The 25598-nt window shown below is 42.1% G+C and carries 17 protein-coding genes, 18 tRNA genes and 2 rRNA genes; 35 read left to right on the forward strand and 2 right to left on the reverse strand.

What is annotated here, in order from left to right; all coding sequences use genetic code 11:
• The first annotated feature begins 20 nt into the window (after positions 1–20).
• The 24 genes from V471_RS02875 (at position 21) to V471_RS02990 (ending at position 8881) form a co-directional block, all read left to right on the forward strand.
• Positions 21–93 (forward strand) — tRNA-Ala (locus V471_RS02875).
• 146 nt (positions 94–239) lie between these two features.
• Positions 240–3139: ribosomal RNA gene (locus tag V471_RS02880) — 23S ribosomal RNA — on the forward strand.
• An 83-nt stretch (positions 3140–3222) separates the two neighbouring features.
• A 5S ribosomal RNA gene (rrf, locus tag V471_RS02885) occupies positions 3223–3338 on the forward strand.
• A gap of 5 nt (positions 3339–3343) precedes the next feature.
• Positions 3344–3416, forward strand: a tRNA-Val gene (locus tag V471_RS02890).
• Between the two features lie 2 nt (positions 3417–3418).
• Positions 3419–3491: transfer RNA gene (locus V471_RS02895), tRNA-Asp, on the forward strand.
• Between the two features lie 18 nt (positions 3492–3509).
• Positions 3510–3582, forward strand: a tRNA-Lys gene (locus V471_RS02900).
• Positions 3583–3587: 5 nt separating this feature from the next.
• A tRNA-Leu gene (locus V471_RS02905) sits at positions 3588–3669 on the forward strand.
• Positions 3670–3683: 14 nt separating this feature from the next.
• A tRNA-Thr gene (locus V471_RS02910) sits at positions 3684–3756 on the forward strand.
• Between the two features lie 6 nt (positions 3757–3762).
• Positions 3763–3834 (forward strand) — tRNA-Gly (locus V471_RS02915).
• A 6-nt stretch (positions 3835–3840) separates the two neighbouring features.
• Positions 3841–3926, forward strand: a tRNA-Leu gene (locus V471_RS02920).
• A 14-nt stretch (positions 3927–3940) separates the two neighbouring features.
• Positions 3941–4014 (forward strand) — tRNA-Arg (locus V471_RS02925).
• A gap of 6 nt (positions 4015–4020) precedes the next feature.
• Positions 4021–4094 (forward strand) — tRNA-Pro (locus tag V471_RS02930).
• 5 nt (positions 4095–4099) lie between these two features.
• Positions 4100–4173: transfer RNA gene (locus V471_RS02935), tRNA-Met, on the forward strand.
• Positions 4174–4189: 16 nt separating this feature from the next.
• Positions 4190–4263, forward strand: a tRNA-Ile gene (locus V471_RS02940).
• A 19-nt stretch (positions 4264–4282) separates the two neighbouring features.
• Positions 4283–4372, forward strand: a tRNA-Ser gene (locus V471_RS02945).
• Positions 4373–4381: 9 nt separating this feature from the next.
• Positions 4382–4455 (forward strand) — tRNA-Met (locus V471_RS02950).
• A gap of 3 nt (positions 4456–4458) precedes the next feature.
• Positions 4459–4531, forward strand: a tRNA-Phe gene (locus tag V471_RS02955).
• Positions 4532–4540: 9 nt separating this feature from the next.
• Positions 4541–4611: transfer RNA gene (locus tag V471_RS02960), tRNA-Gly, on the forward strand.
• A 31-nt stretch (positions 4612–4642) separates the two neighbouring features.
• Positions 4643–4716, forward strand: a tRNA-Ile gene (locus V471_RS02965).
• Between the two features lie 4 nt (positions 4717–4720).
• Positions 4721–4808 (forward strand) — tRNA-Ser (locus V471_RS02970).
• Between the two features lie 57 nt (positions 4809–4865).
• Entirely contained in the window at positions 4866–5696 is an 831-nt protein-coding gene (gene mreC / locus V471_RS02975) for a rod shape-determining protein MreC (protein ID WP_013989878.1), read from the forward strand.
• A gap of 1 nt (position 5697) precedes the next feature.
• The gene (gene mreD, locus V471_RS02980; RefSeq protein WP_049553843.1) at positions 5698–6222 is read left to right on the forward strand and encodes a rod shape-determining protein MreD; all 525 of its coding nucleotides are present in this window, start codon (positions 5698–5700) and stop codon (positions 6220–6222) included.
• A gap of 84 nt (positions 6223–6306) precedes the next feature.
• A complete protein-coding gene (locus V471_RS02985) occupies positions 6307–7704 on the forward strand; it encodes a PcsB-like coiled-coil domain-containing protein (RefSeq protein ID WP_084871090.1) in 1398 nt (465 codons plus the stop codon).
• Between the two features lie 211 nt (positions 7705–7915).
• Positions 7916–8881: a ribose-phosphate diphosphokinase gene (locus V471_RS02990; protein WP_002886286.1), complete on the forward strand. Its 966-nt coding sequence runs from the start codon at positions 7916–7918 to the stop codon at positions 8879–8881.
• A 107-nt stretch (positions 8882–8988) separates the two neighbouring features.
• On the opposite strand, the gene V471_RS02995 is transcribed toward V471_RS02990, so the two are convergent.
• Positions 8989–9375, reverse strand: a complete 387-nt coding sequence (locus tag V471_RS02995) for a transposase (RefSeq protein WP_084871091.1) — start codon at positions 9373–9375, stop codon at positions 8989–8991.
• 19 nt (positions 9376–9394) lie between these two features.
• Positions 9395–10156 carry an IS110 family RNA-guided transposase gene (locus V471_RS03000; RefSeq protein ID WP_049529073.1) on the reverse strand — a complete coding sequence of 254 codons (762 nt, stop codon included), beginning with the start codon at positions 10154–10156 and terminating at the stop codon, positions 9395–9397.
• Positions 10157–10448: 292 nt separating this feature from the next.
• Between V471_RS03000 and V471_RS03005 the strand changes: the two genes are divergently transcribed.
• The 11 genes from V471_RS03005 to purD all read left to right on the forward strand — a co-directional run bounded on the left by V471_RS03005 (position 10449) and on the right by purD (position 25342).
• Positions 10449–11624 (forward strand): pyridoxal phosphate-dependent aminotransferase, encoded by a 1176-nt coding sequence (locus tag V471_RS03005; RefSeq protein ID WP_002886287.1) that lies wholly within the window; start codon positions 10449–10451, stop codon positions 11622–11624.
• Positions 11611–12384: a DNA repair protein RecO gene (recO, locus tag V471_RS03010; RefSeq protein ID WP_002886288.1), complete on the forward strand. Its 774-nt coding sequence runs from the start codon at positions 11611–11613 to the stop codon at positions 12382–12384. The genes V471_RS03005 and recO overlap by 14 nt, the downstream gene beginning before the upstream one ends.
• Positions 12385–12595: 211 nt before the next feature.
• Positions 12596–13600 (forward strand): phosphate acyltransferase PlsX, encoded by a 1005-nt coding sequence (plsX, locus tag V471_RS03015; protein WP_002886289.1) that lies wholly within the window; start codon positions 12596–12598, stop codon positions 13598–13600.
• The gene (locus V471_RS03020) at positions 13600–13845 is read left to right on the forward strand and encodes a phosphopantetheine-binding protein (RefSeq protein ID WP_002886291.1); all 246 of its coding nucleotides are present in this window, start codon (positions 13600–13602) and stop codon (positions 13843–13845) included. Before plsX ends, V471_RS03020 begins: the two co-directional genes overlap by 1 nt.
• 258 nt (positions 13846–14103) lie before the next feature.
• Complete coding sequence (gene purC / locus V471_RS03025; protein ID WP_084871092.1) at positions 14104–14811, forward strand: phosphoribosylaminoimidazolesuccinocarboxamide synthase; 708 nt, start codon at positions 14104–14106, stop codon at positions 14809–14811.
• 66 nt (positions 14812–14877) lie between these two features.
• On the forward strand, positions 14878–18603 hold the full coding sequence (locus V471_RS03030) for a phosphoribosylformylglycinamidine synthase (protein ID WP_002886295.1): 3726 nt from the start codon (positions 14878–14880) through the stop codon (positions 18601–18603).
• A gap of 155 nt (positions 18604–18758) precedes the next feature.
• On the forward strand, positions 18759–20198 hold the full coding sequence (gene purF / locus V471_RS03035) for an amidophosphoribosyltransferase (protein ID WP_004181972.1): 1440 nt from the start codon (positions 18759–18761) through the stop codon (positions 20196–20198).
• A gap of 211 nt (positions 20199–20409) precedes the next feature.
• A complete protein-coding gene (gene purM, locus V471_RS03040) occupies positions 20410–21432 on the forward strand; it encodes a phosphoribosylformylglycinamidine cyclo-ligase (protein ID WP_002886298.1) in 1023 nt (340 codons plus the stop codon).
• Positions 21433–21616: 184 nt separating this feature from the next.
• The gene (gene purN / locus V471_RS03045; protein WP_002886299.1) at positions 21617–22165 is read left to right on the forward strand and encodes a phosphoribosylglycinamide formyltransferase; all 549 of its coding nucleotides are present in this window, start codon (positions 21617–21619) and stop codon (positions 22163–22165) included.
• Positions 22166–22240: 75 nt separating this feature from the next.
• Positions 22241–23788 carry a bifunctional phosphoribosylaminoimidazolecarboxamide formyltransferase/IMP cyclohydrolase gene (purH, locus tag V471_RS03050; protein ID WP_002886300.1) on the forward strand — a complete coding sequence of 516 codons (1548 nt, stop codon included), beginning with the start codon at positions 22241–22243 and terminating at the stop codon, positions 23786–23788.
• A gap of 291 nt (positions 23789–24079) precedes the next feature.
• On the forward strand, positions 24080–25342 hold the full coding sequence (gene purD, locus V471_RS03055) for a phosphoribosylamine--glycine ligase (protein ID WP_002886301.1): 1263 nt from the start codon (positions 24080–24082) through the stop codon (positions 25340–25342).
• The last annotated feature ends 256 nt before the right edge of the window (positions 25343–25598 follow it).

Consider the following 25598-nt stretch of genomic DNA (forward strand, 5'->3'; position numbering starts at 1 on the left):
TTAGTTTTGAGAGGTCTTGTGGGGCCTTAGCTCAGCTGGGAGAGCGCCTGCTTTGCACGCAGGAGGTCAGCGGTTCGATCCCGCTAGGCTCCATTGAATCGCAAGATTCAAGTATTGTCCATTGAAAATTGAATATCTATATCAAATTCCATATGTAATTAATTACATATAGATAGTAACAAGAAAATAAACCGAAACGCTGTGAATATTTAATGAGTTAGGTCGAAAGACCAAAATAAGGTTAAGTTAATAAGGGCGCACGGTGGATGCCTTGGCACTAGAAGCCGATGAAGGACGTGACTAACGACGAAATGCTTTGGGGAGCTGTAAGTGAGCAATGATCCAGAGATGTCCGAATGGGGGAACCCGGCAGGTAATGCCTGTCACTCATTACTGTTAAGGTAATGTAGAGGAAGACGCAGTGAACTGAAACATCTAAGTAGCTGCAGGAAGAGAAAGCAAAAGCGATTGCCTTAGTAGCGGCGAGCGAAACGGCAAGAGGGCAAACCGAAGAGTTTACTCTTCGGGGTTGTAGGACTGCAACGTGGACTTAAAGATTATAGAAGAACTACCTGGGAAGGTAGGCCAAAGAGAGTAATAGCCTCGTATTCGAAATAGTCTTTATACCTAGCAGTATCCTGAGTACGGCGAGACACGAGAAATCTCGTCGGAATCTGGGAGGACCATCTCCCAACCCTAAATACTCTCTAGTGACCGATAGTGAACCAGTACCGTGAGGGAAAGGTGAAAAGCACCCCGGGAGGGGAGTGAAATAGAACCTGAAACCGTGTGCCTACAACAAGTTCGAGCCCGTTAATGGGTGAGAGCGTGCCTTTTGTAGAATGAACCGGCGAGTTACGATATGATGCGAGGTTAAGTTGAAGAGACGGAGCCGTAGGGAAACCGAGTCTTAATAGGGCGTATTAGTATCATGTCGTAGACCCGAAACCATGTGACCTACCCATGAGCAGGTTGAAGGTGAGGTAAAACTCACTGGAGGACCGAACCAGGGCACGTTGAAAAGTGCTTGGATGACTTGTGGGTAGCGGAGAAATTCCAAACGAACTTGGAGATAGCTGGTTCTCTCCGAAATAGCTTTAGGGCTAGCGTCGATGTTAAGTCTCTTGGAGGTAGAGCACTGTTTGGGTGAGGGGTCCATCCCGGATTACCAATCTCAGATAAACTCCGAATGCCAACGAGATATAATCGGCAGTCAGACTGCGAGTGCTAAGATCCGTAGTCGAAAGGGAAACAGCCCAGACCACCAGCTAAGGTCCCAAAATATATGTTAAGTGGAAAAGGATGTGGGGTTGCACAGACAACTAGGATGTTAGCTTAGAAGCAGCTATTCATTCAAAGAGTGCGTAATAGCTCACTAGTCGAGTGACCCTGCGCCGAAAATGTACCGGGGCTAAAACATATTACCGAAGCTGTGGATACCTTTATAGGTATGGTAGGAGAGCGTTCTATGTGCGAAGAAGGTGTACCGTGAGGAGTGCTGGAGCGCATAGAAGTGAGAATGCCGGTATGAGTAGCGAAAGACAGGTGAGAATCCTGTCCACCGTAAGACTAAGGTTTCCAGGGGAAGGCTCGTCCGCCCTGGGTTAGTCGGGACCTAAGGAGAGACCGAAAGGTGTATCCGATGGACAACAGGTTGATATTCCTGTACTAGAGTATATAGTGATGGAGGGACGCAGTAGGCTAACTAAACCAGACGATTGGAAGTGTCTGGCCAAGCAGTGAGGTGTGATATGAGTCAAATGCTTATATCTATAACATTGAGCTGTGATGGGGAGCGAAGTTTAGTAGCGAAGTTAGTGATGTCACACTGCCGAGAAAAGCTTCTAGCGTTAATTATACTCTACCCGTACCGCAAACCGACACAGGTAGTCGAGGCGAGTAGCCTCAGGTGAGCGAGAGAACTCTCGTTAAGGAACTCGGCAAAATGGCCCCGTAACTTCGGGAGAAGGGGCGCTGACTTATGGTCAGCCGCAGTGAATAGGCCCAAGCAACTGTTTATCAAAAACACAGCTCTCTGCTAAATCGTAAGATGATGTATAGGGGGTGACGCCTGCCCGGTGCTGGAAGGTTAAGAGGAGTGCTTAGCAATAGCGAAGGTATGAATTGAAGCCCCAGTAAACGGCGGCCGTAACTATAACGGTCCTAAGGTAGCGAAATTCCTTGTCGGGTAAGTTCCGACCCGCACGAAAGGCGTAATGATTTGGGCACTGTCTCAACGAGAGACTCGGTGAAATTTTAGTACCTGTGAAGATGCAGGTTACCCGCGACAGGACGGAAAGACCCCATGGAGCTTTACTGCAGTTTGATATTGAGTATCTGTACCACATGTACAGGATAGGTAGGAGCCTATGACCTCGGGACGCCAGTTTCGAGTGAGGCGTTGTTGGGATACTACCCTTGTGTTATGGCTACTCTAACCCAGATAGGTTATCCCTATCGGAGACAGTGTCTGACGGGCAGTTTGACTGGGGCGGTCGCCTCCTAAAAGGTAACGGAGGCGCCCAAAGGTTCCCTCAGAATGGTTGGAAATCATTCGCAGAGTGTAAAGGTATAAGGGAGCTTGACTGCGAGAGTTACAACTCGAGCAGGGACGAAAGTCGGGCTTAGTGATCCGGTGGTTCCGCATGGAAGGGCCATCGCTCAACGGATAAAAGCTACCCTGGGGATAACAGGCTTATCTCCCCCAAGAGTTCACATCGACGGGGAGGTTTGGCACCTCGATGTCGGCTCGTCGCATCCTGGGGCTGTAGTCGGTCCCAAGGGTTGGGCTGTTCGCCCATTAAAGCGGCACGCGAGCTGGGTTCAGAACGTCGTGAGACAGTTCGGTCCCTATCCGTCGCGGGCGTAGGAAATTTGAGAGGATCTGCTCCTAGTACGAGAGGACCAGAGTGGACTTACCGCTGGTGTACCAGTTGTTCTGCCAAGAGCATCGCTGGGTAGCTATGTAGGGAAGGGATAAACGCTGAAAGCATCTAAGTGTGAAGCCCACCTCAAGATGAGATTTCCCATGATTTTATATCAGTAAGAGCCCTGAGAGATGATCAGGTTGATAGGTTAGAAGTGGAAGTGTGGTGACACATGTAGCGGACTAATACTAATAGCTCGAGGACTTATCCAAAGAAAGTAACTGAGACATATTGACAACGATTTGGTTTCTTGATACAGTATAGATATTCAATTTTGAGTTGAGAATACTCAGAGTTAAGTGACGATAGCCTAGGAGATACACCTGTTCCCATGCCGAACACAGAAGTTAAGCCCTAGTACGCCTGATGTAGTTGGGGGTTGCCCCCTGTTAGATACGGTAGTCGCTTAGCGCAAAGGGAGTTTAGCTCAGCTGGGAGAGCATCTGCCTTACAAGCAGAGGGTCAGCGGTTCGATCCCGTTAACTCCCATAGGTCCCGTGGTGTAGCGGTTATCACGTCGCCCTGTCACGGCGAAGATCGCGGGTTCGATTCCCGTCGGGACCGTCAAGTAGAAATATTTGAGACTCGTTAGCTCAGTTGGTAGAGCAATTGACTTTTAATCAATGGGTCACTGGTTCGAGCCCAGTACGGGTCATATATGCGGGTGTGGCGGAATTGGCAGACGCACTAGATTTAGGATCTGGCGCTTAACGGCGTGGGGGTTCAAGTCCCTTCACCCGCATTATAGAAAAGTTAGCCGGCTTAGCTCAGTTGGTAGAGCATCTGATTTGTAATCAGAGGGTCGCGTGTTCAAGTCATGTAGCCGGCATAAAATGCGAACGTAGTTCAGTGGTAGAACACCACCTTGCCAAGGTGGGGGTCGCGGGTTCGAATCCCGTCGTTCGCTTGAGGAGCCGGGGTGGCGGAACTGGCAGACGCACAGGACTTAAAATCCTGCGAAAGGAAACTTTCGTACCGGTTCGATCCCGGTCCTCGGCATAATATAATAATGAGCACCCTTAGCTCAACTGGATAGAGTACCTGACTACGAATCAGGCGGTTAGAGGTTCGACTCCTCTAGGGTGCATTTTATCGGGAAGTAGCTCAGCTTGGTAGAGCACTTGGTTTGGGACCAAGGGGTCGCAGGTTCGAATCCTGTCTTCCCGATTTATGGCGGTGTAGCTCAGCTGGCTAGAGCGTCCGGTTCATACCCGGGAGGTCGGGGGTTCGATCCCCTTCGCCGCTATATATATGGATTTCTTGGACCTTTAGCTCAACTGGTTAGAGCACTCGGCTCATAACCGAGCGGTCGTAGGTTCGAGTCCTACAAGGTCCATATATTAATTATAATATTTGGAGGATTACCCAAGTCCGGCTGAAGGGAACGGTCTTGAAAACCGTCAGGCGTGTAAAAGCGTGCGTGGGTTCGAATCCCACATCCTCCTTATAATTAACGCGGGATGGAGCAGCTAGGTAGCTCGTCGGGCTCATAACCCGAAGGTCGTAGGTTCAAATCCTGCTCCCGCAATATGGCTCGGTAGCTCAGTTGGTAGAGCAATGGATTGAAGCTCCATGTGTCGGCGGTTCGATTCCGTCTCGCGCCATTTTGTTAAGCGGGTGTAGTTTAGTGGTAAAACTACAGCCTTCCAAGCTGTTGTCGCGAGTTCGATTCTCGTCACCCGCTTTATTTGGATATTATAGCCAAGCATTTGCTTGGGCGCGTAGCTCAGATGGTTAGAGCGCACGCCTGATAAGCGTGAGGTCGGTGGTTCGATTCCACTCGTGCCCATATTGGAGAATTACTCAAGAGGCTGAAGAGGACGGTTTGCTAAATCGTTAGGTCGGGTAACTGGCGCGGGGGTTCGAATCCCCCATTCTCCGTACTATTAAGACGAATTATCTTTTAGATAATTCGTTTTCTTTTTTTGAGGTGACAAAATGAAAAATAGTTTTTATCGATTTCTTCTTTATGGGTTTATTATTGTTCTATTTTTTGTAATGCTTTTTTCTTTTGTCTTTACTAATAAAAAATTAACGAAGGATATCTCGTCTAATGTTTCGGGTTTCGTTACCAAAGTAGACTCAGTGGTTTCAGTTCCATTTACTGCTTTATCAAAATCTCATAATGTTATTTCTGATCTCTTATCAACCTATAATGAGAATCGAGATTTAAAAAAATCTTTATCAAATTTAGAAAATCAATCATCTATTATTTCTAACTTGCAAGAAGAGAACGATTCTTTAAGAGCTTCGCTTAATCTTTCGGACAAACTAAGTCGTGATAATGTTCTCACTGCTGAAGTTTCTATGCGACCTTCTGTGACTTGGTTAAAAGAGTTAACAATTAATGTCGGTAAGTCTAAGAATGTTAGTAAATCTATGTTAGCAACTTCTAATGGTGGAGTAATTGGTTTGGTAACTAAGGTATATGATGATACTACTACTATTTCTTTACTTTCTAGTAGTTCTAGTGATAGTTACCTTGCTTCTAGCGTCAAATCAGAGGATGATAACCATATTTTCGGGATTATATCTCGTTATGATAATAAAAAGAAGCTGTTAGAGATGACACAACTCAATTCATCTTCTAACGTTAAGGTTGGCACTGAAGTAGTTACAAGTGGTCTTGATGATGTATCAGTAAAGGATGTTCCAATTGGTACTGTAGACTCTGTGAGTGATTATGAAGGAAATCGTACGATTTTGGTGAAACCTTATGCTGATTTTGATAAAATTTCTTATGTTACTCTAGTTGGAGATGGTAAATAATATGAAATTATCCAAGTATTCTATTATTCCTTTCTTACTGAGTATTGTTCCTTTTCTATGGGATGGTCATATTTCGATGATATTTAATCATTATTTATCTCCTGAATTTTTTCTATCATCTCATCTTTTTATTATTTATATTTTCATCTTAACTCTTGATTTTCCAAATAAGTATTCCTTTCTTTACCTTGTTTATTTTGGATTTCTTTATGATACCTATTATTTCAAAACAGTTGGTATAGTAATTCTAACTTTGCCACTGTTATGCTATCTGTTAACTCAGCTAGGTCGAATTATTAAGAGAAATACCTATGTTGATTTTTTGTTAATGTTTTTATTCCTCTTTCTATTTGATACTATAAATTTTGGCTTTGCCTCATTTTATGGTTTCTCCAATGAGTCTGTGACGAATTTTATTATTTATCAACTAAGTCCTAGTATAGTGTTTAATCTTTTGATCTTTATCTTTATTAAACCTATTCTTGAAAAATTATTTTTGTATCTGTCAGTTGATAGATTTAAATAGAACTGTAATATTGGCGTAACAAAATTTGCGCCATTTTTTGATACAATTAAAAGGTCTTATCGAAAAGGAGTAGTATTTTATATTATGAAAAAACGTATTCTTTCAGCAGTGTTGGTAAGTGGTGTAACCTTATCAGCAGCTGCATCAGTACATGCAGAGGATTATGATTCGCAAATCGCTGCTGCAGATAACGCAATTAGTAACCTTGCTTCTCAACAAGAGACTGCACAAGCGCAAGTTGCTACAATCCAATCTCAAGTATCTACACTTAGAACACAAAAATCAGAATTGGAAACTAAAAATGCTGAACTTGAAAAAGTATCAGCAGATTTGGAATCTGAAATTCAAGAATTATCAAGTAAAATTGTAGCTCGTCAAGATTCTTTGGCGAAACAAGCTCGTAGTGCTCAACAAAATAATACTGCGACTAGCTACATCAACTCTATCTTGAACTCTAAGTCAATCTCTGAAGCTATTACTCGTATCACAGCTATTTCAAAAGTTGTTACAGCTAATAATGACATGTTGACAAAACAAGAGTCTGATCAAAAAGAGCTTGCTGCAAAACAAGAACAAAACCAAGCTGCTATTAATGAGATTGCAACTAATAAAGCAGAACTTGAAACTACAGAAGCTGGTTTGACAACTCAACAAGCAGAACTAGAAGCAGCACAAGTTGCTTTGGCTGCAGAATTGGCTACAGCTCAAGATGAAAAAACATCACTTGTTTCTGCTAAATCAACTGCAGAATCAGTGGCAGCTTCAACTGCAGCATCAGTTGCTCAATCTCAAGCAATTGCAGAATCAGAGGCAGCAGCACAAGCAGTAGCTTCTTCAGAAGCGGCAGCATTTGTAGCTCAATCAGAAGCGGCAGCAACTTCAGAAGCTACTGTTTCAGAAACAGCAACATCTGAAGTAGTACAAGAACCTGTTTCATCAGAAACTTCAGAAACTACTCAAGCGCCTGCTGCTCCAGCAACATCTGAAGCACAGCCAGAATCAGCTGCTCCAGCAGCTTCAGAAGCACCAGCTCCTGCTAGCGAAGCACCTGCAGCAACTTCAGAAGCACCAGCAAGTCAAGCACCTGCAGCTTCAGAAGCACCAGCTCCAGCAGCTGAAACACCTAAAGTATCAGCTGCCTCAACTCCTAATACATATCCTGTTGGTCAATGTACTTGGGGTGCTAAATCATTAGCTTCATGGGTTGGTAATTACTGGGGTAATGCTAAAAACTGGATTGCTAGCGCACAAGCAGCTGGCCACTCAGTTGGTACAACTCCTGTAGCCGGAGCAATTGCGGTTTGGCCAAATGATGGTGGTGGTTATGGTCACGTAGCTTACGTAACATCAGCATCAGGTGCAAATTCAATTCAAGTTATGGAATCAAACTATGCTGGTAACATGTCAATCGGTAACTACCGTGGTACATTTGATCCAACATCTTCAGCTCATGGTGGTTCTGTATACTATATTTACCCATAATGACTACAAGAAGGCGATTCGAATTTTCTCGAATCGTTTTTATTTTATAGCAAAATGTCTTTACTTTCTGGAATTACTTTTAGCCGGGAAAATGTCGAGGTTAAGGTTAAATCTTTTTAGTCTTGTTAAGTTACTGTGACACCATTTATTTTGCATTGAAAATCAATCTAAAAAAAGGTAGAATGGTTTAGTAGATATTTTGGAGGAAATCATGTCTTATACGAATTTGAAGTTGTTTGCTTTATCGTCTAACCAGGAATTAGCAGCAAAAGTTGCTGATAAAATGGGTATTGAACTCGGAAAATCAAGTGTTCGTGAATTTTCAGATGGTGAGATTCAAGTTAATATTGAAGAATCTATCCGTGGTCATCACGTTTTTATTCTTCAATCTACAAGCTCTCCTGTAAATGATAACTTGATGGAAATTTTGATTATGGTTGATGCGCTAAAACGTGCAAGTGCAGAAACGATCAGTGTTGTTATGCCTTATTATGGTTATGCACGTCAAGACCGTAAGGCACGTTCACGTGAGCCAATCACATCTAAATTGGTTGCTAATATGCTTGAGGTTGCAGGTGTTGATCGACTTTTGACAGTTGACCTCCATGCTTCTCAAATTCAAGGATTCTTTGATATTCCTGTAGACCATTTGATGGGTGCTCCACTTATCGCAGATTACTTTGATCGTGCTGGTCTTACTGGAGATGATGTTGTTGTTGTTTCTCCAGACCATGGTGGTGTGACTCGTGCACGAAAACTTGCTCAATGTTTGAAAACACCAATCGCAATCATTGATAAACGTCGTAGTGTTGATAAAATGAACACTTCTGAGGTTATGAATATCATTGGTAACGTTGAAGGTAAAACATGTATCTTGATTGATGATATGATTGATACTGCGGGTACCATCTGTCATGCGGCGGATGCGCTTGCTGAAGCTGGTGCAACTCATGTCTATGCCTCATGTACTCACCCTGTATTGTCAGGTCCAGCACTTGATAATATTCAAAAGTCTGCTATTGAGAAGCTTGTCGTATTGGACACGATTTATCTTCCAGAAGAACGTTTGATTGATAAGATTGAACAAATTTCAATTGCTGATTTGATTTCAGAGGCAATTATTCGTATTCATGAAAAACGTCCATTGTCACCTTTGTTTGAAATGGGCCATAAATAGACTAAAGCTAGCTTGGGCTAGCTTTTTTATTTGAAAAAAACATTAAAAATAGCGCAAAAAACTCTTCTTGTGCTATACTGTAATTGAGATTTTTTAAATTTTTGGTGTTAGAACTGTTGCCTCAGTCCTAGCACTTTTTCTTTGTCGTATTCTTGGTGTGTTGCGAGAATTTTGTAAATGATACGAAGTAGCTTATGTGCGCAAGCAATGACGGCTTTCATCTTACTTCCTCTTTGGGAAATTTTGCTATAAAAAGATGAAAACGCATTGTCTTTAGAGTGAGCCGCAATCAATCCCGACATGGTCAAAGCCTGCTTGATATATCGATTTCCTTGCGTGATATGTGAGGATTTTTTAATGCCAGCACTTTCATAAGATCCTGGGCAGAGCCCAGCCCAAGAAGCTAAGTGTGCGTCTGATTGAAAAGCCTTCACATCTGGTCCAGTCTCAGCTAAAATTGTGGCTGCACAAGTTTCACTCACACCAGGAATCATTTGAAGTAATCTATTTTCTTCAGGGAAACTCCTTTTCGATATAAGCTATTATTTCACTCCTTAATTTGTTCATGAGTTTTTGATACAATTGATATTCTTCTAGGCTTTGGTCCAAGAGAAATCGATCCTCCAGTGACAACTTCCCATTCATGGCCTCCATTAATTCTTCGGGACTTGCTTTGACATGCTTGTGAATACAAGCTGTCACATTGTCATAATCAATGAGTTCCCCATTGATAAAGAGCGTTAAAAGAGACTGTCCTGTCTTAGAGAAGATATCAGAAAGATAGCTGGTTAGTTTGATATTAGCACGTTGTAAGAGGTTATGAATTTCATTCTTTATTTGAGTTTGACGTTGTTTGTAAGAACGTAACCTACGAGTGAGTAAACGTAACTGCATCACTTCAGGGCTTGGAATGTAAGATGGCTCAATAAGTCCACAACGTCCGAGCTGTGCAATCCATTCGGCATCTTTCATGTCTGTTTTTCGACCAGGCACATTCTTAATATGTTGGGGGTTAGCTAATATCAAATTGAGTTCTGAGTCTGAGAATATATTAAAGAGTGGTACCCAATATTGGCCAGTGCTTTCAAAAAAGACATGTGTGACGTGATTTTCCAATAACCAATCTAAGGCGTTTTGGAGAGCTATAGTTGTTGTACCAAATTTTTTCTGAATCTTTTTAGGTTTATTGCTTTCTAGTGGACCATCTAGAATACAACAAACGATAGACTTTTGGTGGACATCAATTCCACAACAAGTTTCAATCATAACTTCCATTACAAAAACCTCCTGTTAACTATTGAACAATAGAACAAGAGGCTATTAGTAATTTTATTTTCATGCTCAAGGCATATTCGAGTTATCTCATGACTCTTGTTCATCCAGTTTTTGATACAGGCTAGGCAAAGCCCTATTAAAGACAACGGATTGGTATTGTTCACCTTCATTATAAGCCGAACTTTCTTTTCTGTCATGAGTTAGCAGGCTAAGCCTGCTTAGAGTTTTTGGTGTTTAAATGCGTTTGAGTTTTTGATATAATGTAAGGCATAATTGCAAAGAGGTGACAGTGATGGATTTAACACAACGTTTTAATAAAAATTTAGATAAGATTGAAGTTTCGATGATTCGTCAGTTTGACCAATCAATTTCAGATGTACCAGGTATCAAAAAGTTGACACTTGGTGAACCTGATTTTACGACTCCAGATCATGTGAAAGAAGCAGCTAAAGCTGCTATCGATGCTAACCAGTCTCACTATACAGGTATGTCAGGACTTCCTGCTTTGCGTCAAGCTGCGGCAGATTTTGTTAAGGAAAAATATAATCTTACTTATAACCCAGATAATGAAATATTGGTGACTATTGGAGCTACAGAAGCCCTTTCTGCAACATTGACTGCTATTTTGGAGCCAGGAGATACGATTCTTTTACCTGCACCAGCCTATCCTGGATATGAACCGATTGCAAATCTAGTTGGTGCTGAAATTGTTGAAATTGATACAACAGCTAATGATTTTGTTTTGACTCCGGAGATGTTAGAAAAGGCAATTTTGGAGCAGGGAGATAAACTTAAAGCAGTTTTGCTTAACTACCCAACTAATCCAACAGGTGTGACTTACTCACGTCAACAGATTAAAGATTTGGCTGAAGTTCTGAAAAAATACGATATTTTTGTTGTTAGCGATGAAGTTTACTCTGAGCTAACTTATGTAGACCAACATGTATCTATTGCTGAGTATTTGCCAGAACAAACGATTTTGATTAATGGTTTGTCTAAATCTCATGCGATGACGGGCTGGCGTATTGGTTTGATTTTTGCACCTGCAGTCTTAACGGCTCAGTTGATTAAGAGTCACCAGTATTTGGTAACAGCTGCAGCTACTATGGCACAATTTGCAGCTATTGAAGCCTTATCTGCTGGTAAGGATGATGCCCAGCCAATGAAAGTTGAGTATTTGAAGCGTCGTGATTATATTCTTGAAAAAATGACTGAACTTGGTTTCAAAATTATTAAACCTGATGGTGCTTTCTACATCTTTGCTAAGATTCCAGAAGGCTATACTCAAGATTCCTTTAAGTTCTGTCAAGACTTTGCTCGTGAAAAAGCTATTGCGATTATCCCAGGGGTTGCTTTTGGGAAGTATGGCGAAGGCTATGTTCGTTTGTCGTATGCAGCTAGCATGGATACTATTGAAACAGCTATGGCTCGTTTGAAAGAGTTTATGGAAGAACATGCAGAAGCTTGAGAGTAGAGGGCTTGTCCTCTTCAATCGTAATTATCGTGAGAATGATAAGCTAGTTAAGATTTTTACCGAGCAAGCTGGGAAACGGATGTTTTTTGTTAGAGGTGGTGGGTCAGGTAAATTAAGTGCTGTGATTCAACCTTTAACCATCGCTGAGTTCATGATGACTGTAAATGATGAGGGCTTATCTTTCATAGAGGATTATAGCCATGCAGAGTCCTTCAAGGAAATTACAAGCGATATTTTCAAGCTGTCTTATGCGACTTATTTAGCTGCTCTGACGGATGCTGCTATTGCTGACGGTGTGGCAGATGCACAATTATTTGCATTCTTGGAGAAGACGCTTGAATTAATGGAAGAAGGCTTGGATTATGAAATCTTGACTAATATCTTTGAGATTCAGGTTTTAGACCGTTTCGGTGTACGATTGAATTTTCACGAGTGTGTCTTTTGCCATCGTGTGGGGCTTCCTTTTGATTTTTCGTATAAGTTCTCGGGGCTACTTTGTCCAAATCACTATGCAGAGGATGAAAGGCGTAGTCACTTGGATCCTAATGTACCTTATCTTTTAGATCGTTTTCAGGGGCTTTCTTTTGAGGAATTGAGAAGCATATCTGTTAAGGATGACATGAAACGAAAGCTACGACATTTTATTGATGACCTATATGATAATTATGTTGGAATACATCTTAAAAGTAAGAAGTTTATTGATAATCTAAATTCTTGGGGTCATATTATGAATAAAGAAGATAGTGCTGACTAGACATTATCTTCTTTTTGTTTCACGTGAAACAGGAAAGTAATGGTTTTCAGTCTCAGGGGTTAAAATGCAAGTCAGTTCGTGCTATAATAAGAAGATAATAAGCTGAAAGACTCTGCTAGAAACAGTGAACTAGTCTATTTTAGTTACATAATATTTTATTGATAGAAATCTGAGTTTATGTTTGATGGCAGAGGACAAGAGGGAGAATGCTATGCATGTAATTGCAGTAGATGCTATGGGTGGCGATAATGCGCCACAAGCAATTGTAGAGGGAGTCAACCAAGCTATAGCAGATTTCAAAGATATTGAAATCCAGCTTTATGGTGATGAATCTAAAATTAAGACCTATTTGACAGCGAATGAACGTGTGAGCATTGTGCATACTGATGAAAAGATAAATTCGGATGATGAGCCAGCTAAAGCCATTCGCAAGAAGAAAAAAGCTTCAATGGTCTTAGGTGCACAGGCTGTTAAGGAGAAAAAAGCAAGTGCCGTGATTTCTGCGGGAAATACAGGTGCCCTTCTGGCTGCAGGTCTCTTCGTGGTTGGACGTATTAAGGGAGTTGAGCGTCCAGGTCTTATGTCAACAATGCCAAGTTTTACTGGTCAACCCTTTGATATGCTTGATTTGGGTGCTAATGCGGAAAATACAGCTAGTCATTTGCATCAATATGCTATTTTAGGATCTTTTTATGCTAAAAATGTGCGTGGAATTGCCAATCCTCGTGTAGGTCTCCTTAATAATGGGACTGAGGAAACAAAGGGGGATAGTCTTCGTAAGGAGGCTTTTGAGCTCTTATCTAAGGAGCCAAGTATTAACTTTGTTGGTAATGTTGAGGCGCGTGAAATCATGTCAGGAGCTGCTGACGTGGTAGTTGCTGATGGTTTCACAGGAAATGCAGTTCTTAAGGCAATTGAGGGAACGGGACTTGGTGCCATGAAGACTCTTAAGTCAGCTATCATGAATGGTGGTCTTAAAGCTAAGTTAGGTGCCTTCCTATTGAAAGACAGCCTAAAAGGGATGAAAGAGACTATGGATTACTCTAGCGCTGGAGGTGCGGTTCTCTTTGGTCTTAAAGCTCCCGTAGTAAAATGTCATGGATCTAGTGATGCTAAGGCGGTTTACTACACTATTAAGCAGGTTCGTACGATGCTTGATACTAAGGTTGTTGAGCAGCTAGTTGAAGCCTTTAGTCCGAAAGAGGAGGCTAACTGATGAGTAGAGTAGAAATTCTTCAGAAAATGCAGCTCGTAATTCAAGAGCAGATGGGTAAAGAGGACATTGTTTTAACCGAAGCTACCAAATTAGATGACTTGGGTGTGGATTCAATAGAGCTTATGGAATTCATTATTAATTTGGAGGATGAGTTCGATCTTGAGATTTCCGATGATACTATTGACCATATGGTTAAGGTAGCTGATTTGTTGGACTATTTGTCTGAGAAATTGAATAAAGAATAAGAAAGCTAGACGTAATAATATAATAGTTGTGTACTATACGATTGTTATTTTGTTGGAGTGAGGCAAGAAACTAAATGTTATATGGATTTAGTTCTGTCACACTCTTTTTTTCTATACATTATTTATTAAGAAACTCTAAAAAAGGACTAAAACACGAACGTTATTTTTTTGCTCAAGTAATAAAGTTTGCTATATGTTGGTTTTTGGATTCTGGTGTGGTATAATTAAGACGAATAAACTTGAAAGGCGAACAATTCCATGTCAAACCAACTGATTTATACTGGGAAAGCTAAAGATATTTATAGTACAGAAGACGAAAATGTGATTAAGTCGGTCTATAAGGACCAGGCAACCATGCTTAATGGTGCTCGTAAGGAGACTATTAAAGGAAAAGGTGTGCTAAATAATCAGATTTCGTCTCTTATTTTTGAAAAATTGAATGCTGCGGGTGTAGCTACTCACTTTATCGAACGTATTTCTGATACCGAACAACTTAACAAGAAAGTTACTATCATTCCTTTGGAGGTTGTTCTTCGTAATGTGACTGCGGGTTCTTTCTCTAAACGTTTTGGCGTTGAAGAAGGTTTGGACTTAAAAACTCCAATCGTTGAATTTTACTACAAGAACGATGATTTGGATGACCCATTCATCAATGATGAGCATGTGAAGTTCTTGGATATTGCCAATGATGAACAAATTGCTTATATCAAGGAAGAAACGCGTTGTATCAATGAATTACTAAAAGATTGGTTTGCACAAATTGGTCTTCGCTTGATTGACTTCAAATTGGAATTTGGTTTTGATAAGGATGGCAAGATTATCTTGGCAGATGAATTCTCACCAGATAACTGCCGCCTCTGGGATGCTGAAGGGCACCATATGGACAAGGATGTCTTCCGTCGCGATCTTGGTAGCTTGACAGATGTTTATGAAGTTGTATTGGAAAAATTGCAAGGATTGAAGTAGCCTTTTACAAATAGAATACTTGGTCTTCACTACAATCTTTAAGTAGAAATAGATAAAGGAAATAAAATGGATAAACGTATTTTCGTTGAGAAAAAAGCTGATTTTCGTGTGAAATCTCAGTCTTTAGTAAAAGAATTAAAGCATAATCTTCAGTTGAAAACTTTGAATGATCTTCGTATTGTTCAGGTTTACGATGTCTTTAATTTGGCAGAGGACTTGTTTGCGCGTGCGGAAAAACACATCTTCTCTGAGCAAGTGACTGATACTGTTTTGGACGAGGCTGCGGTTAAGGCTGATCTTGAGAAGTATGCTTTCTTTGCTATCGAAAGTTTGCCTGGTCAATTTGACCAACGTGCAGCATCTTCGCAAGAAGCTTTGCTTTTGCTTGGTAGTTCAAATGATGTCACAGTGAACACAGCGCAACTTTACTTGGTTAACAAGGATATTGATGCGAATGAGTTGGAAGCTGTCAAAAACTACCTTTTGAACCCAGTGGATTCTCGTTTCAAAGATATCACTGTTGGCATTGCTAAACAGGATTTCTCTGAGTCTGACAAGACCATTCCAAGTTTGGATTTCTTTGAAACTTATACGGCAGAAGATTTTTCTAAGTATAAAGCTGAGCAAGGATTGGCAATGGAAGTGGATGACCTTCTCTTCATTCAAGATTACTTCAAGTCTATTGGACGTGTGCCAACTGAGACTGAGTTGAAGGTTTTGGATACCTACTGGTCTGACCACTGCCGTCATACAACTTTCGAGACTGAGTTGAAAAACATCGACTTCTCAGCTTCTAAATTTGAAAAACAATTGCAAGCGACTTACGACAAGTATATTGCCATGCGTGATGAGTTGGGACGTACAGAAAAACCTCAAACCTTGATGGATATGGCGACTATTTTTGGACGTTATGAGCGTGCCAATGGTCGTTTGGATGACATGGAAGTATCTGATGAAATCAATGCCTGCTCAGTTGAAATTGAAGTGGATGTCAATGGTGTGAAAGAACCATGGCTTCTCATGTTCAAGAACGAAACTCACAACCACCCAACTGAAATCGAACCATTTGGTGGAGCGGCTACTTGTATCGGTGGTGCCATTCGTGACCCATTGTCAGGTCGTTCATACGTTTACCAAGCTATGCGTATCTCAGGTGCTGGTGATATTACAACACCAATTGCTGAAACTCGTGCTGGTAAATTGCCACAACAAGTGATTTCTAAAACAGCGGCACACGGTTATTCTTCATACGGTAACCAAATTGGTTTGGCAACAACTTATGTTCGTGAATACTTCCACCCAGGTTTCGTTGCTAAGCGTATGGAGCTAGGTGCAGTTGTCGGTGCGGCTCCTAAGGAAAATGTTGTCCGTGAGAAACCTGAAGCAGGTGATGTGATTATCTTGCTCGGTGGTAAGACTGGACGTGATGGTGTCGGTGGTGCGACAGGTTCTTCTAAAGTTCAAACGGTTGAATCTGTTGAAACAGCTGGTGCTGAGGTTCAAAAAGGGAATGCCATCGAAGAACGTAAGATTCAACGTCTTTTCCGTAATGGGGATGTGACACGTCTGATCAAGAAATCAAATGACTTTGGTGCTGGTGGTGTCTGTGTGGCTATCGGTGAATTGGCAGATGGTCTTGAAATTGATCTAGACAAAGTGCCATTGAAATACCAAGGTTTGAACGGTACAGAAATTGCCATCTCTGAATCTCAAGAACGTATGGCCGTAGTGGTTCGTCCAGAAGATGTAGATGCCTTCGTTGCTGAATGTAACAAAGAAAATATTGATGCTGTTGTTGTTGCGACAGTGACTGAAAAACCAAATCTTGTCATGCACTGGAATGGTGAAACCATCGTTGATTTGGAACGTCGTTTCCTTGATACAAACGGTGTACGTGTGGTTGTAGATGCTAAGGTGGTTGACAAGGATGTCAAGCTTCCAGAAGAACGTCAAACATCTGCTGAAACCCTTGAAGCTGATACTCTTGAAGTCTTGGCTGACCTTAACCATGCCAGTCAAAAAGGTTTACAAACCATCTTTGATAGTTCAGTTGGTCGTTCAACAGTCAATCATCCACTCGGTGGTCGCTACCAAATCACACCAACGGAAGCTTCTGTACAGAAATTGCCAGTCCAACATGGCGTGACAACAACTGCTTCTGTTATGGCGCAAGGATTCAACCCTTATGTAGCAGAATGGTCTCCATATCATGGCGCTGCCTATGCAGTAATCGAAGCAACAGCTCGTTTGGTTGCTGCTGGTGCAAACTGGTCTAAGGCTCGCTTCTCTTATCAGGAATACTTCGAGCGTATGGATAAACAAGCGGAGCGCTTTGGTCAACCAGTATCAGCTCTCCTTGGATCAATCGAAGCTCAGATTCAACTTGGTTTGCCATCTATCGGTGGTAAAGACTCTATGTCTGGTACCTTTGAAGAATTGACAGTACCACCAACCTTGGTTGCTTTTGGGGTAACAACTGCGGATAGCCGTAAGGTTCTTTCTCCAGAATTCAAAGCTGCGGGTGAAAATATTTACTACATTCCTGGTCAAGCTTTGGCACAAGAAATTGACTTTGATCTCATCAAGTCTAACTTTGCTAAGTTTGAAGCCATCCAAGCTGACCATAAAGTCACATCTGCATCAGCTGTCAAATATGGTGGTGTCGTTGAAGCACTTGCCCTTGCAACATTTGGTAACCATATTGGTGCCACTGTAACCCTTGAAAATATTGAGACTGCCTTGACAGCTCAATTGGGTGGATTCGTCTTCACATCTCCGGAAGAGATTTCAGGTGTTGCCAAGATTGGACAAACAGCAGCTGACTTTACACTTACTGTCAATGGTGTAACGCTTGATGGACACAAACTTGACAGTGCCTTCCAAGGTAAATTGGAAGAGGTTTACCCAACGGAATTTGCACAAGCAACTGAGTTGGAAGAAGTACCAGCTGTGGCATCAGATGCTGTGATCAAAGCTAAAGAAACAGTTGAGACACCAGTGGTTTACATTCCAGTATTCCCAGGTACTAACTCTGAGTACGATTCAGCTAAGGCCTTTGAAAAAGAAGGTGCAAAAGTTAACTTGGTACCATTTGTAACACTTAATGAAGAAGCTATTGTCAAGTCTGTTGACATCATGGTTGACAATATCGAAAAAGCTAACATTATCTTCTTTGCAGGTGGCTTCTCAGCAGCGGATGAACCAGATGGATCAGCTAAATTTATCGTTAACATCTTGCTTAATGAAAAAGTACGTGCAGCTATTGATAGCTTCATCGAACGTGGTGGTTTGATTATTGGTATCTGTAACGGATTCCAAGCCCTTGTTAAATCAGGTCTTCTTCCATACGGTAACTTTGAAGATGCAAGCAGCACGAGTCCAACACTCTTCTACAATGATGCCAACCAACACGTGGCTAAGATGGTTGAAACACGTATTGCCAACACGAACTCACCATGGCTTGCTGGAGTAGAAGTTGGTGACATCCATGCCATCCCAGTATCACACGGTGAAGGTAAATTTGTCGTGACAGCTGAGGAATTTGCAGAGCTTCGTGACAATGGTCAAATCTTTACCCAATATGTTGACTTCGAAGGTAAACCAAGCATGGATTCTAAATACAATCCTAACGGATCTGTGAATGCTATTGAAGGTATCACAAGTAAGAACGGTCAAATTATTGGTAAGATGGGTCACTCAGAACGTTTCGAAGACGGTCTCTTCCAAAATATTCCAGGAAATAAAGACCAACACCTCTTTGCGTCAGCGGTTAAATACTTTACTGGAAAATAATAGAGTGCCAAGTGCACTCAGTAATGATATTTTTCAATGTAGCAGTAGTTTTAAAGAGCTTGAAAACTTGAGTTCACATTAGTGAAATGAGCGGCTAGGAACAGTTTTTCGTTTGCATAACATTAGGAAAATATCAAAAATAAAAGGTATAAAAAATGACATACGAAGTTAAATCTCTTAATGAAGAATGTGGTGTTTTTGGTATCTGGGGTCACCCGGATGCTGCCAAATTAACTTATTTCGGACTTCACAGTCTCCAACACCGTGGTCAAGAGGGAGCAGGAATTCTCTCAAATGATGCGGGTCAATTGAAGCGTCATCGTGATATGGGGCTTCTCTCAGAAGTTTTCCGTGATCCAGCCAACTTGGATAAGCTAACTGGAACGGCTGCTATCGGTCATGTTCGTTATGCGACTGCTGGTGAAGCTTCTGTAGACAATATTCAACCATTCATGTTTAAGTTTCACGATGGACAGCTTGGTCTTGCTCATAATGGGAATTTGACTAATGCAGAGTCACTAAGACATGAGTTGGAGAAAAATGGAGCTATCTTAAACTCAACTTCTGACTCAGAAATCTTAGCTCACTTGATTCGCCGTAGCCACAACCCATCATTCATGGGTAAAGTAAAAGAAGCTCTGAGCACTGTTAAAGGTGGATTTGCTTATCTTCTTATGATTGAGGACAAGCTTATTGCAGCTTTGGATCCAAATGGCTTCCGTCCCCTTTCTCTTGGTAAGATGAGCAATGGTGCTATCGTGGTTTCATCTGAAACATGTGCCTTTGAGGGTGTTGGTGCAGAATGGATTCGGGATGTAAATCCAGGTGAGGTTGTTATCATCGATGATAATGGCATCACTTACGATACCTATACAACGGATACGCAATTGGCTGTTTGTTCGATGGAGTATATCTACTTTGCCCGTCCTGATTCAAATATCCAAGGGGTCAATGTCCATACAGCTCGTAAACGTATGGGTGCTCAATTGGCACGTGAGTTCAAACATGAAGCAGATATTGTCGTTGGTGTGCCTAATTCATCACTTAGCGCAGCCATGGGATTTGCGGAAGAATCAGGCTTGCCAAATGAAATGGGCTTGATTAAAAACCAATACACCCAACGTACCTTTATCCAACCAACACAAGAATTGCGTGAGCAAGGGGTTCGTATGAAGCTCTCTGCCGTATCAGGTGTTGTTAAAGGAAAACGTGTGGTTATGATTGACGACTCTATTGTACGTGGGACAACATCACGTCGTATCGTTAATTTGCTAAAAGAAGCAGGAGCAACAGAGGTCCACGTAGCAATCGGTAGCCCAGCCCTTGCCTACCCATGTTTCTACGGTATCGATATTCAAACACGTAAGGAATTGATTGCGGCCAATCATACAGTTGAGGAAACACGCGAAATCATTGGAGCGGATAGCTTGACTTACTTGTCTATTGATGGCTTGATTGATTCTATTGGAATTGACACAGATGCACCAAACGGTGGCCTTTGTGTGGCTTACTTTGATGGTAAATATCCAACACCATTGTATGACTACGAAGAACGCTATTTGGAAAGTTTGAAAGAACATACCTCTTTCTATTAAGAGCAGTGCAGAAGAAAAAAGAGGAAAAAATTATGTCTAAAAATGCTTACGCTCCACGTCTCACTACTGACTAAAAGCTAAAGCATTTGTCAGTAGACACTTTGCCCTATGGGGTCAAAGATAGAGACCTGACTAGTATTTTTAGATAAAAAGATGGTTCATCTAAAAATACGTCGCACTCTTTCTCGAAAAAAGAAAAGGAATAAATAAAATGACAAATAAAAATGCTTACGCTCAATCGGGTGTGGATGTTGAAGCAGGTTATGAAGTTGTTGAACGTATCAAAAAACACGTTGCCCGTACAGAGCGTGCAGGTGTCATGGGAGCTCTCGGTGGCTTCGGTGGTATGTTCGACCTTTCAAAAACAGGTGTCAAAGAGCCTGTTTTGATCTCAGGTACAGATGGTGTCGGTACTAAACTCATGCTTGCTATTAAGTACGACAAACACGATACTATCGGTCAAGACTGTGTCGCTATGTGTGTTAACGATATCATCGCTGCAGGTGCTGAGCCCCTTTACTTCCTTGACTACGTAGCAACTGGTAAAAATGAACCAGCTAAATTGGAGCAGGTTGTTGCTGGTGTTGCTGAAGGTTGTGTGCAAGCTGGTGCAGCCCTTATTGGTGGTGAAACTGCTGAAATGCCTGGTATGTATGGTGAAGACGACTATGATTTGGCAGGTTTCGCGGTAGGTATCGCAGAAAAATCTCAAATCATCGACGGCTCAAAAGTAGCTGAAGGTGATGTGCTTCTTGGACTTGCTTCAAGCGGTATCCACTCCAACGGTTACTCACTCGTGCGTCGTGTATTTGCTAATTACACAGGGGAAGAAGTTCTCCCAGAGCTTGAAGGCAAAAAACTTAAAGACGTTCTTCTTGAACCAACTCGTATCTACGTCAAAGCAGCTTTGCCACTCATCAAAGAAGAATTGGTTAACGGTATTGCCCACATCACAGGTGGTGGTTTCATCGAAAATGTACCACGTATGTTCTCAGATGACTTGGCTGCTGAAATTGATGAAAGCAAAGTGCCAGTTCTTCCAATTTTTAAAGCCCTTGAAAAATATGGTGAAATCAAACATGAAGAAATGTTTGAAATCTTCAACATGGGTATTGGTCTCATGCTTGCGGTTAAACCAGAAAATGTTGAACGTGTCAAAGAACTTCTTGACGAACCTGTTTATGAAATTGGTCGTATTGTGAAGAAAGATGGCGCAAGTGTGGTGATAAAATAATGGTGAAATCACCATTTTATACGGAGAAATTGTAGAAAGGAGTGTTTAGTTAGCAAGCCTAACTGAACACGGGACTCATTTTCTAGGAAAAAAGAGAAATCATTGCTGGGTGCTTGCACACAAAATGATTTCCTATTTTTCTACGAAACTGTTCGGCTAGCCGAAACGTCCCTTTGTATCGAATATGAAGATTGCTGTTTTTGCCTCTGGCAACGGCTCAAACTTTCAGGTGATTGCGGAACAATTTCCAGTAGAATTTGTTTTTTCAGATCACCGTGATGCCTATGTCTTAGAACGTGCCAAGAATCTTGGTGTGACTAGCCATGCCTTTGAGCTCAAGGAATTTGACAATAAAACGGCTTATGAAGAAGCTATCGTCAAACTCTTGGATGAACACCAGATTGATTTGGTTTGCTTGGCGGGTTATATGAAAATCGTTGGCCCAACCTTGCTGGCAGCTTATGAAGGTCGTATCATAAATATCCACCCGGCTTATCTTCCTGAATTTCCAGGTGCTCATGGCATTGAGGATGCTTGGAATGCAGGTGTTGACCAGTCTGGTGTGACTATTCACTGGGTGGATTCTGGTGTTGATACCGGTAAGGTTATCAAACAAGTCCGTGTGCCACGCCTTGAAGGTGATACCCTTGATACTTTCGAAACTCGTATCCACGAAACAGAGTACAAGCTCTATCCAGAAGTCTTGGATAGTTTGGGAGTTGCACGAAAATAAGAAAGCCCTAGAGCTGAAAGATAATTTTTGACTGTAGCAGCTAAAGAACTTTTTTAAAAAAGGAAAAGAAAGAAAATGACTAAACGAGCACTTATTTCAGTCTCAGACAAAGCGGGCATTGTTGAATTTGCCCAAGAACTCAAGAAACTTGGTTGGGATATCATCTCAACAGGTGGGACCAAAGTTGCCCTTGATAATGCTGGGGTAGACACCATTGCCATCGATGATGTGACTGGTTTCCCAGAAATGATGGACGGTCGTGTGAAGACTCTCCACCCAAATATCCATGGTGGTCTCCTCGCTCGTCGTGACCTCGATAGCCACCTCCAAGCGGCTAAGGATAATAATATCGAACTTATCGACCTTGTTGTGGTAAACCTTTACCCATTCAAGGAAACCATCCTCAAACCAGACGTAACTTATGCTGATGCGGTTGAAAACATCGATATCGGTGGGCCATCTATGCTTCGTTCAGCAGCTAAAAACCACGCTAGCGTAACAGTTGTGGTAGACCCTGCTGACTATGCTGTTGTTCTTGACGAATTGTCAGCAAACGGCGAAACAAGTTACGAAACTCGTCAACGTTTGGCAGCAAAAGTATACCGTCACACAGCTTCATACGACGCTTTGATTGCGGAATACTTCACAGCTCAAGTGGGTGAAACAAAACCTGAAAAACTCACTTTGACTTATGACCTCAAACAACCAATGCGTTACGGTGAAAACCCTCAACAAGACGCAGACTTCTACCAAAAAGGTTTGCCAACGGCTTACTCAATTGCTTCAGCTAAGCAGCTTAACGGTAAAGAATTGTCATTCAACAATATCCGTGACGCTGATGCCGCTATCCGTATCATCCGTGATTTCAAAGACCGTCCAACAGTTGTGGCTCTCAAACACATGAACCCATGTGGTATCGGTCAAGCTGCTGACATTGAAACAGCTTGGGACTATGCTTATGAAGCAGACCCAGTATCAATCTTTGGTGGTATTGTAGTCCTCAACCGTGAAGTTGATGCTGCGACAGCTAAGAAAATGCACGGTGTCTTCCTTGAAATCATCATTGCACCAAGCTACACAGACGAAGCTCTTGAAATCTTGACAACTAAGAAGAAAAACTTGCGTATCCTTGAGTTGCCATTTGATGCTCAAGACGCCAGCGAAGTAGAAGCAGAATACACTGGTGTTGTTGGTGGTCTCCTCGTTCAAAACCAAGACGTCGTCAAAGAAAGTCCAGCTGACTGGCAAGTGGTTACTAAACGCCAACCAACTGAGACAGAAGCGACAGCTCTTGAGTTTGCTTGGAAAGCTATCAAGTATGTCAAATCAAATGGTATCATCGTGACTAACGACCACATGACACTTGGTGTTGGCCCAGGTCAGACTAACCGTGTGGCTTCAGTCCGTATCGCCATTGAGCAGGCTAAAGACCGTCTTGATGGTGCTGTTCTTGCTTCAGATGCCTTCTTCCCATTTGCAGATAACGTGGAAGAAATCGCTAAAGCAGGTATTAAAGCAATCATCCAACCGGGTGGATCAGTACGTGACCAAGAGTCAATCGAAGCTGCGGATAAACATGGTTTGACAATGATCTTTACAGGCGTTCGTCACTTCCGTCATTAAGAATTTGCAAAACATCCAAGAAATTGGATGTTTTTTAGACCTCTTAAGCTTCCTTTAAGCTCTCCAAGTTATACTAATACCATCCTAAAAAACTTTTCTTTTTCATAAATCTCCTAAGAGGTGGTCCAAGTGGCCGCCTTTTTTATGTCCAAATTTGGATACACACCCATATCTCCGAACAAATATGTTATAATGGTTATGTATAATTCGTGAAAATTGCTAATTTTTCCGAATGATTGTCGTTAACGGGCATTTGCCCCTAGTCTTATTTGATATTGAGGTATCTTTCAAATGAAACTTTTGGTTGTTGGTTCTGGTGGTCGTGAACATGCGATTGCCAAGAAATTATTGGAGTCTAAGGACGTTGAGCAAGTTTTCGTGGCTCCTGGTAATGACGGGATGACATTGGACGGTCTTGATTTGATCAATATCGGAATTTCCGAACATTCTAATCTGATTGACTTCGCAAAAGCGAACGATATTGCTTGGACCTTTATCGGTCCAGATGATGCGCTTGCGGCTGGTATCGTAGATGATTTCAATGCGGCAGGACTCAAAGCTTTTGGTCCGACCAAGGCTGCGGCTGAGCTTGAGTGGTCTAAGGATTTTGCTAAGGAAATCATGGTCAAATACGACGTTCCGACAGCAGCCTATAGCACATTTTCAGATTTCGAGGAAGCCAAGGCCTACATCGAGGAAAAAGGCGCTCCAATCGTCGTCAAGGCAGACGGTTTGGCCCTTGGAAAAGGTGTTGTCGTTGCTGAAACGGTTGAGCAAGCCGTCGAAGCTGCTCACGAGATGCTTTTGGACAATAAATTCGGTGATTCAGGTGCGCGTGTGGTCATCGAGGAATTCCTTGACGGGGAAGAGTTCTCTCTCTTTGCCTTTGTCAATGGGGACAAGTTCTACATCATGCCAACGGCTCAGGACCACAAACGTGCTTATGATGGCGACAAGGGTCCTAACACTGGTGGGATGGGGGCTTATGCGCCAGTTCCTCACTTGCCACAGAGCGTGGTTGACACAGCAGTTGACACTATTGTCAAGCCAGTTCTTGAAGGCATGATCAAAGAAGGTCGTCCTTACACTGGTGTCCTTTACGCGGGACTTATCTTGACAGCTGACGGTCCTAAAGTCATCGAGTTCAACTCTCGTTTTGGTGATCCTGAAACGCAAATCATCTTGCCTCGTTTGACATCTGACTTTGCACAAAACATCACTGACATTTTGGAAGGCAAAGAGCCAGCCATCACTTGGACGGACAAGGGAGTGACACTTGGTGTGGTTGTAGCCTCAAACGGCTACCCACTCGCTTATGAGAAGGGTGTCAAGCTCCCAGCCAAGACAGAGGGTGACATCATCACTTACTATGCTGGTGCTAAATTCGCTGAAAATGGCCAAGACCTCCTCTCAAATGGAGGACGTGTCTACATGCTTGTCACAACAGCAGACACCGTCAAAGACGGCCAAAACATTATCTACAACGAACTCAACAAACAAAACACAGAAGGCCTCTTCTACCGAAACGATATCGGTAGCAAGGCTAACAAATAAAACTCTTTGAAAATCTTCGATTGACTGTGTTAAAGCTCCTTGATGAACGTTAGTTCTATCTTCGTCGCTTTGCCTTGTCACTCTGTGATTTTCTTTGAGTTTTCGAATATCAATGCTATTTTAGGCGACGAAGTCGCCAATCCGATAATGGTCGCCGTGGTGAAAAGACCAGAACAGGATCTGTTCTGGTCGGGGGAAACTTTGAGACTTTAGGCTCAAAGTTTAGGAATGAAACCGAAGGTTTGCTTCCGTCCCC

Source organism: Streptococcus salivarius (assembly GCF_002094975.1).
GTDB lineage: Bacteria > Bacillota > Bacilli > Lactobacillales > Streptococcaceae > Streptococcus > Streptococcus salivarius_D.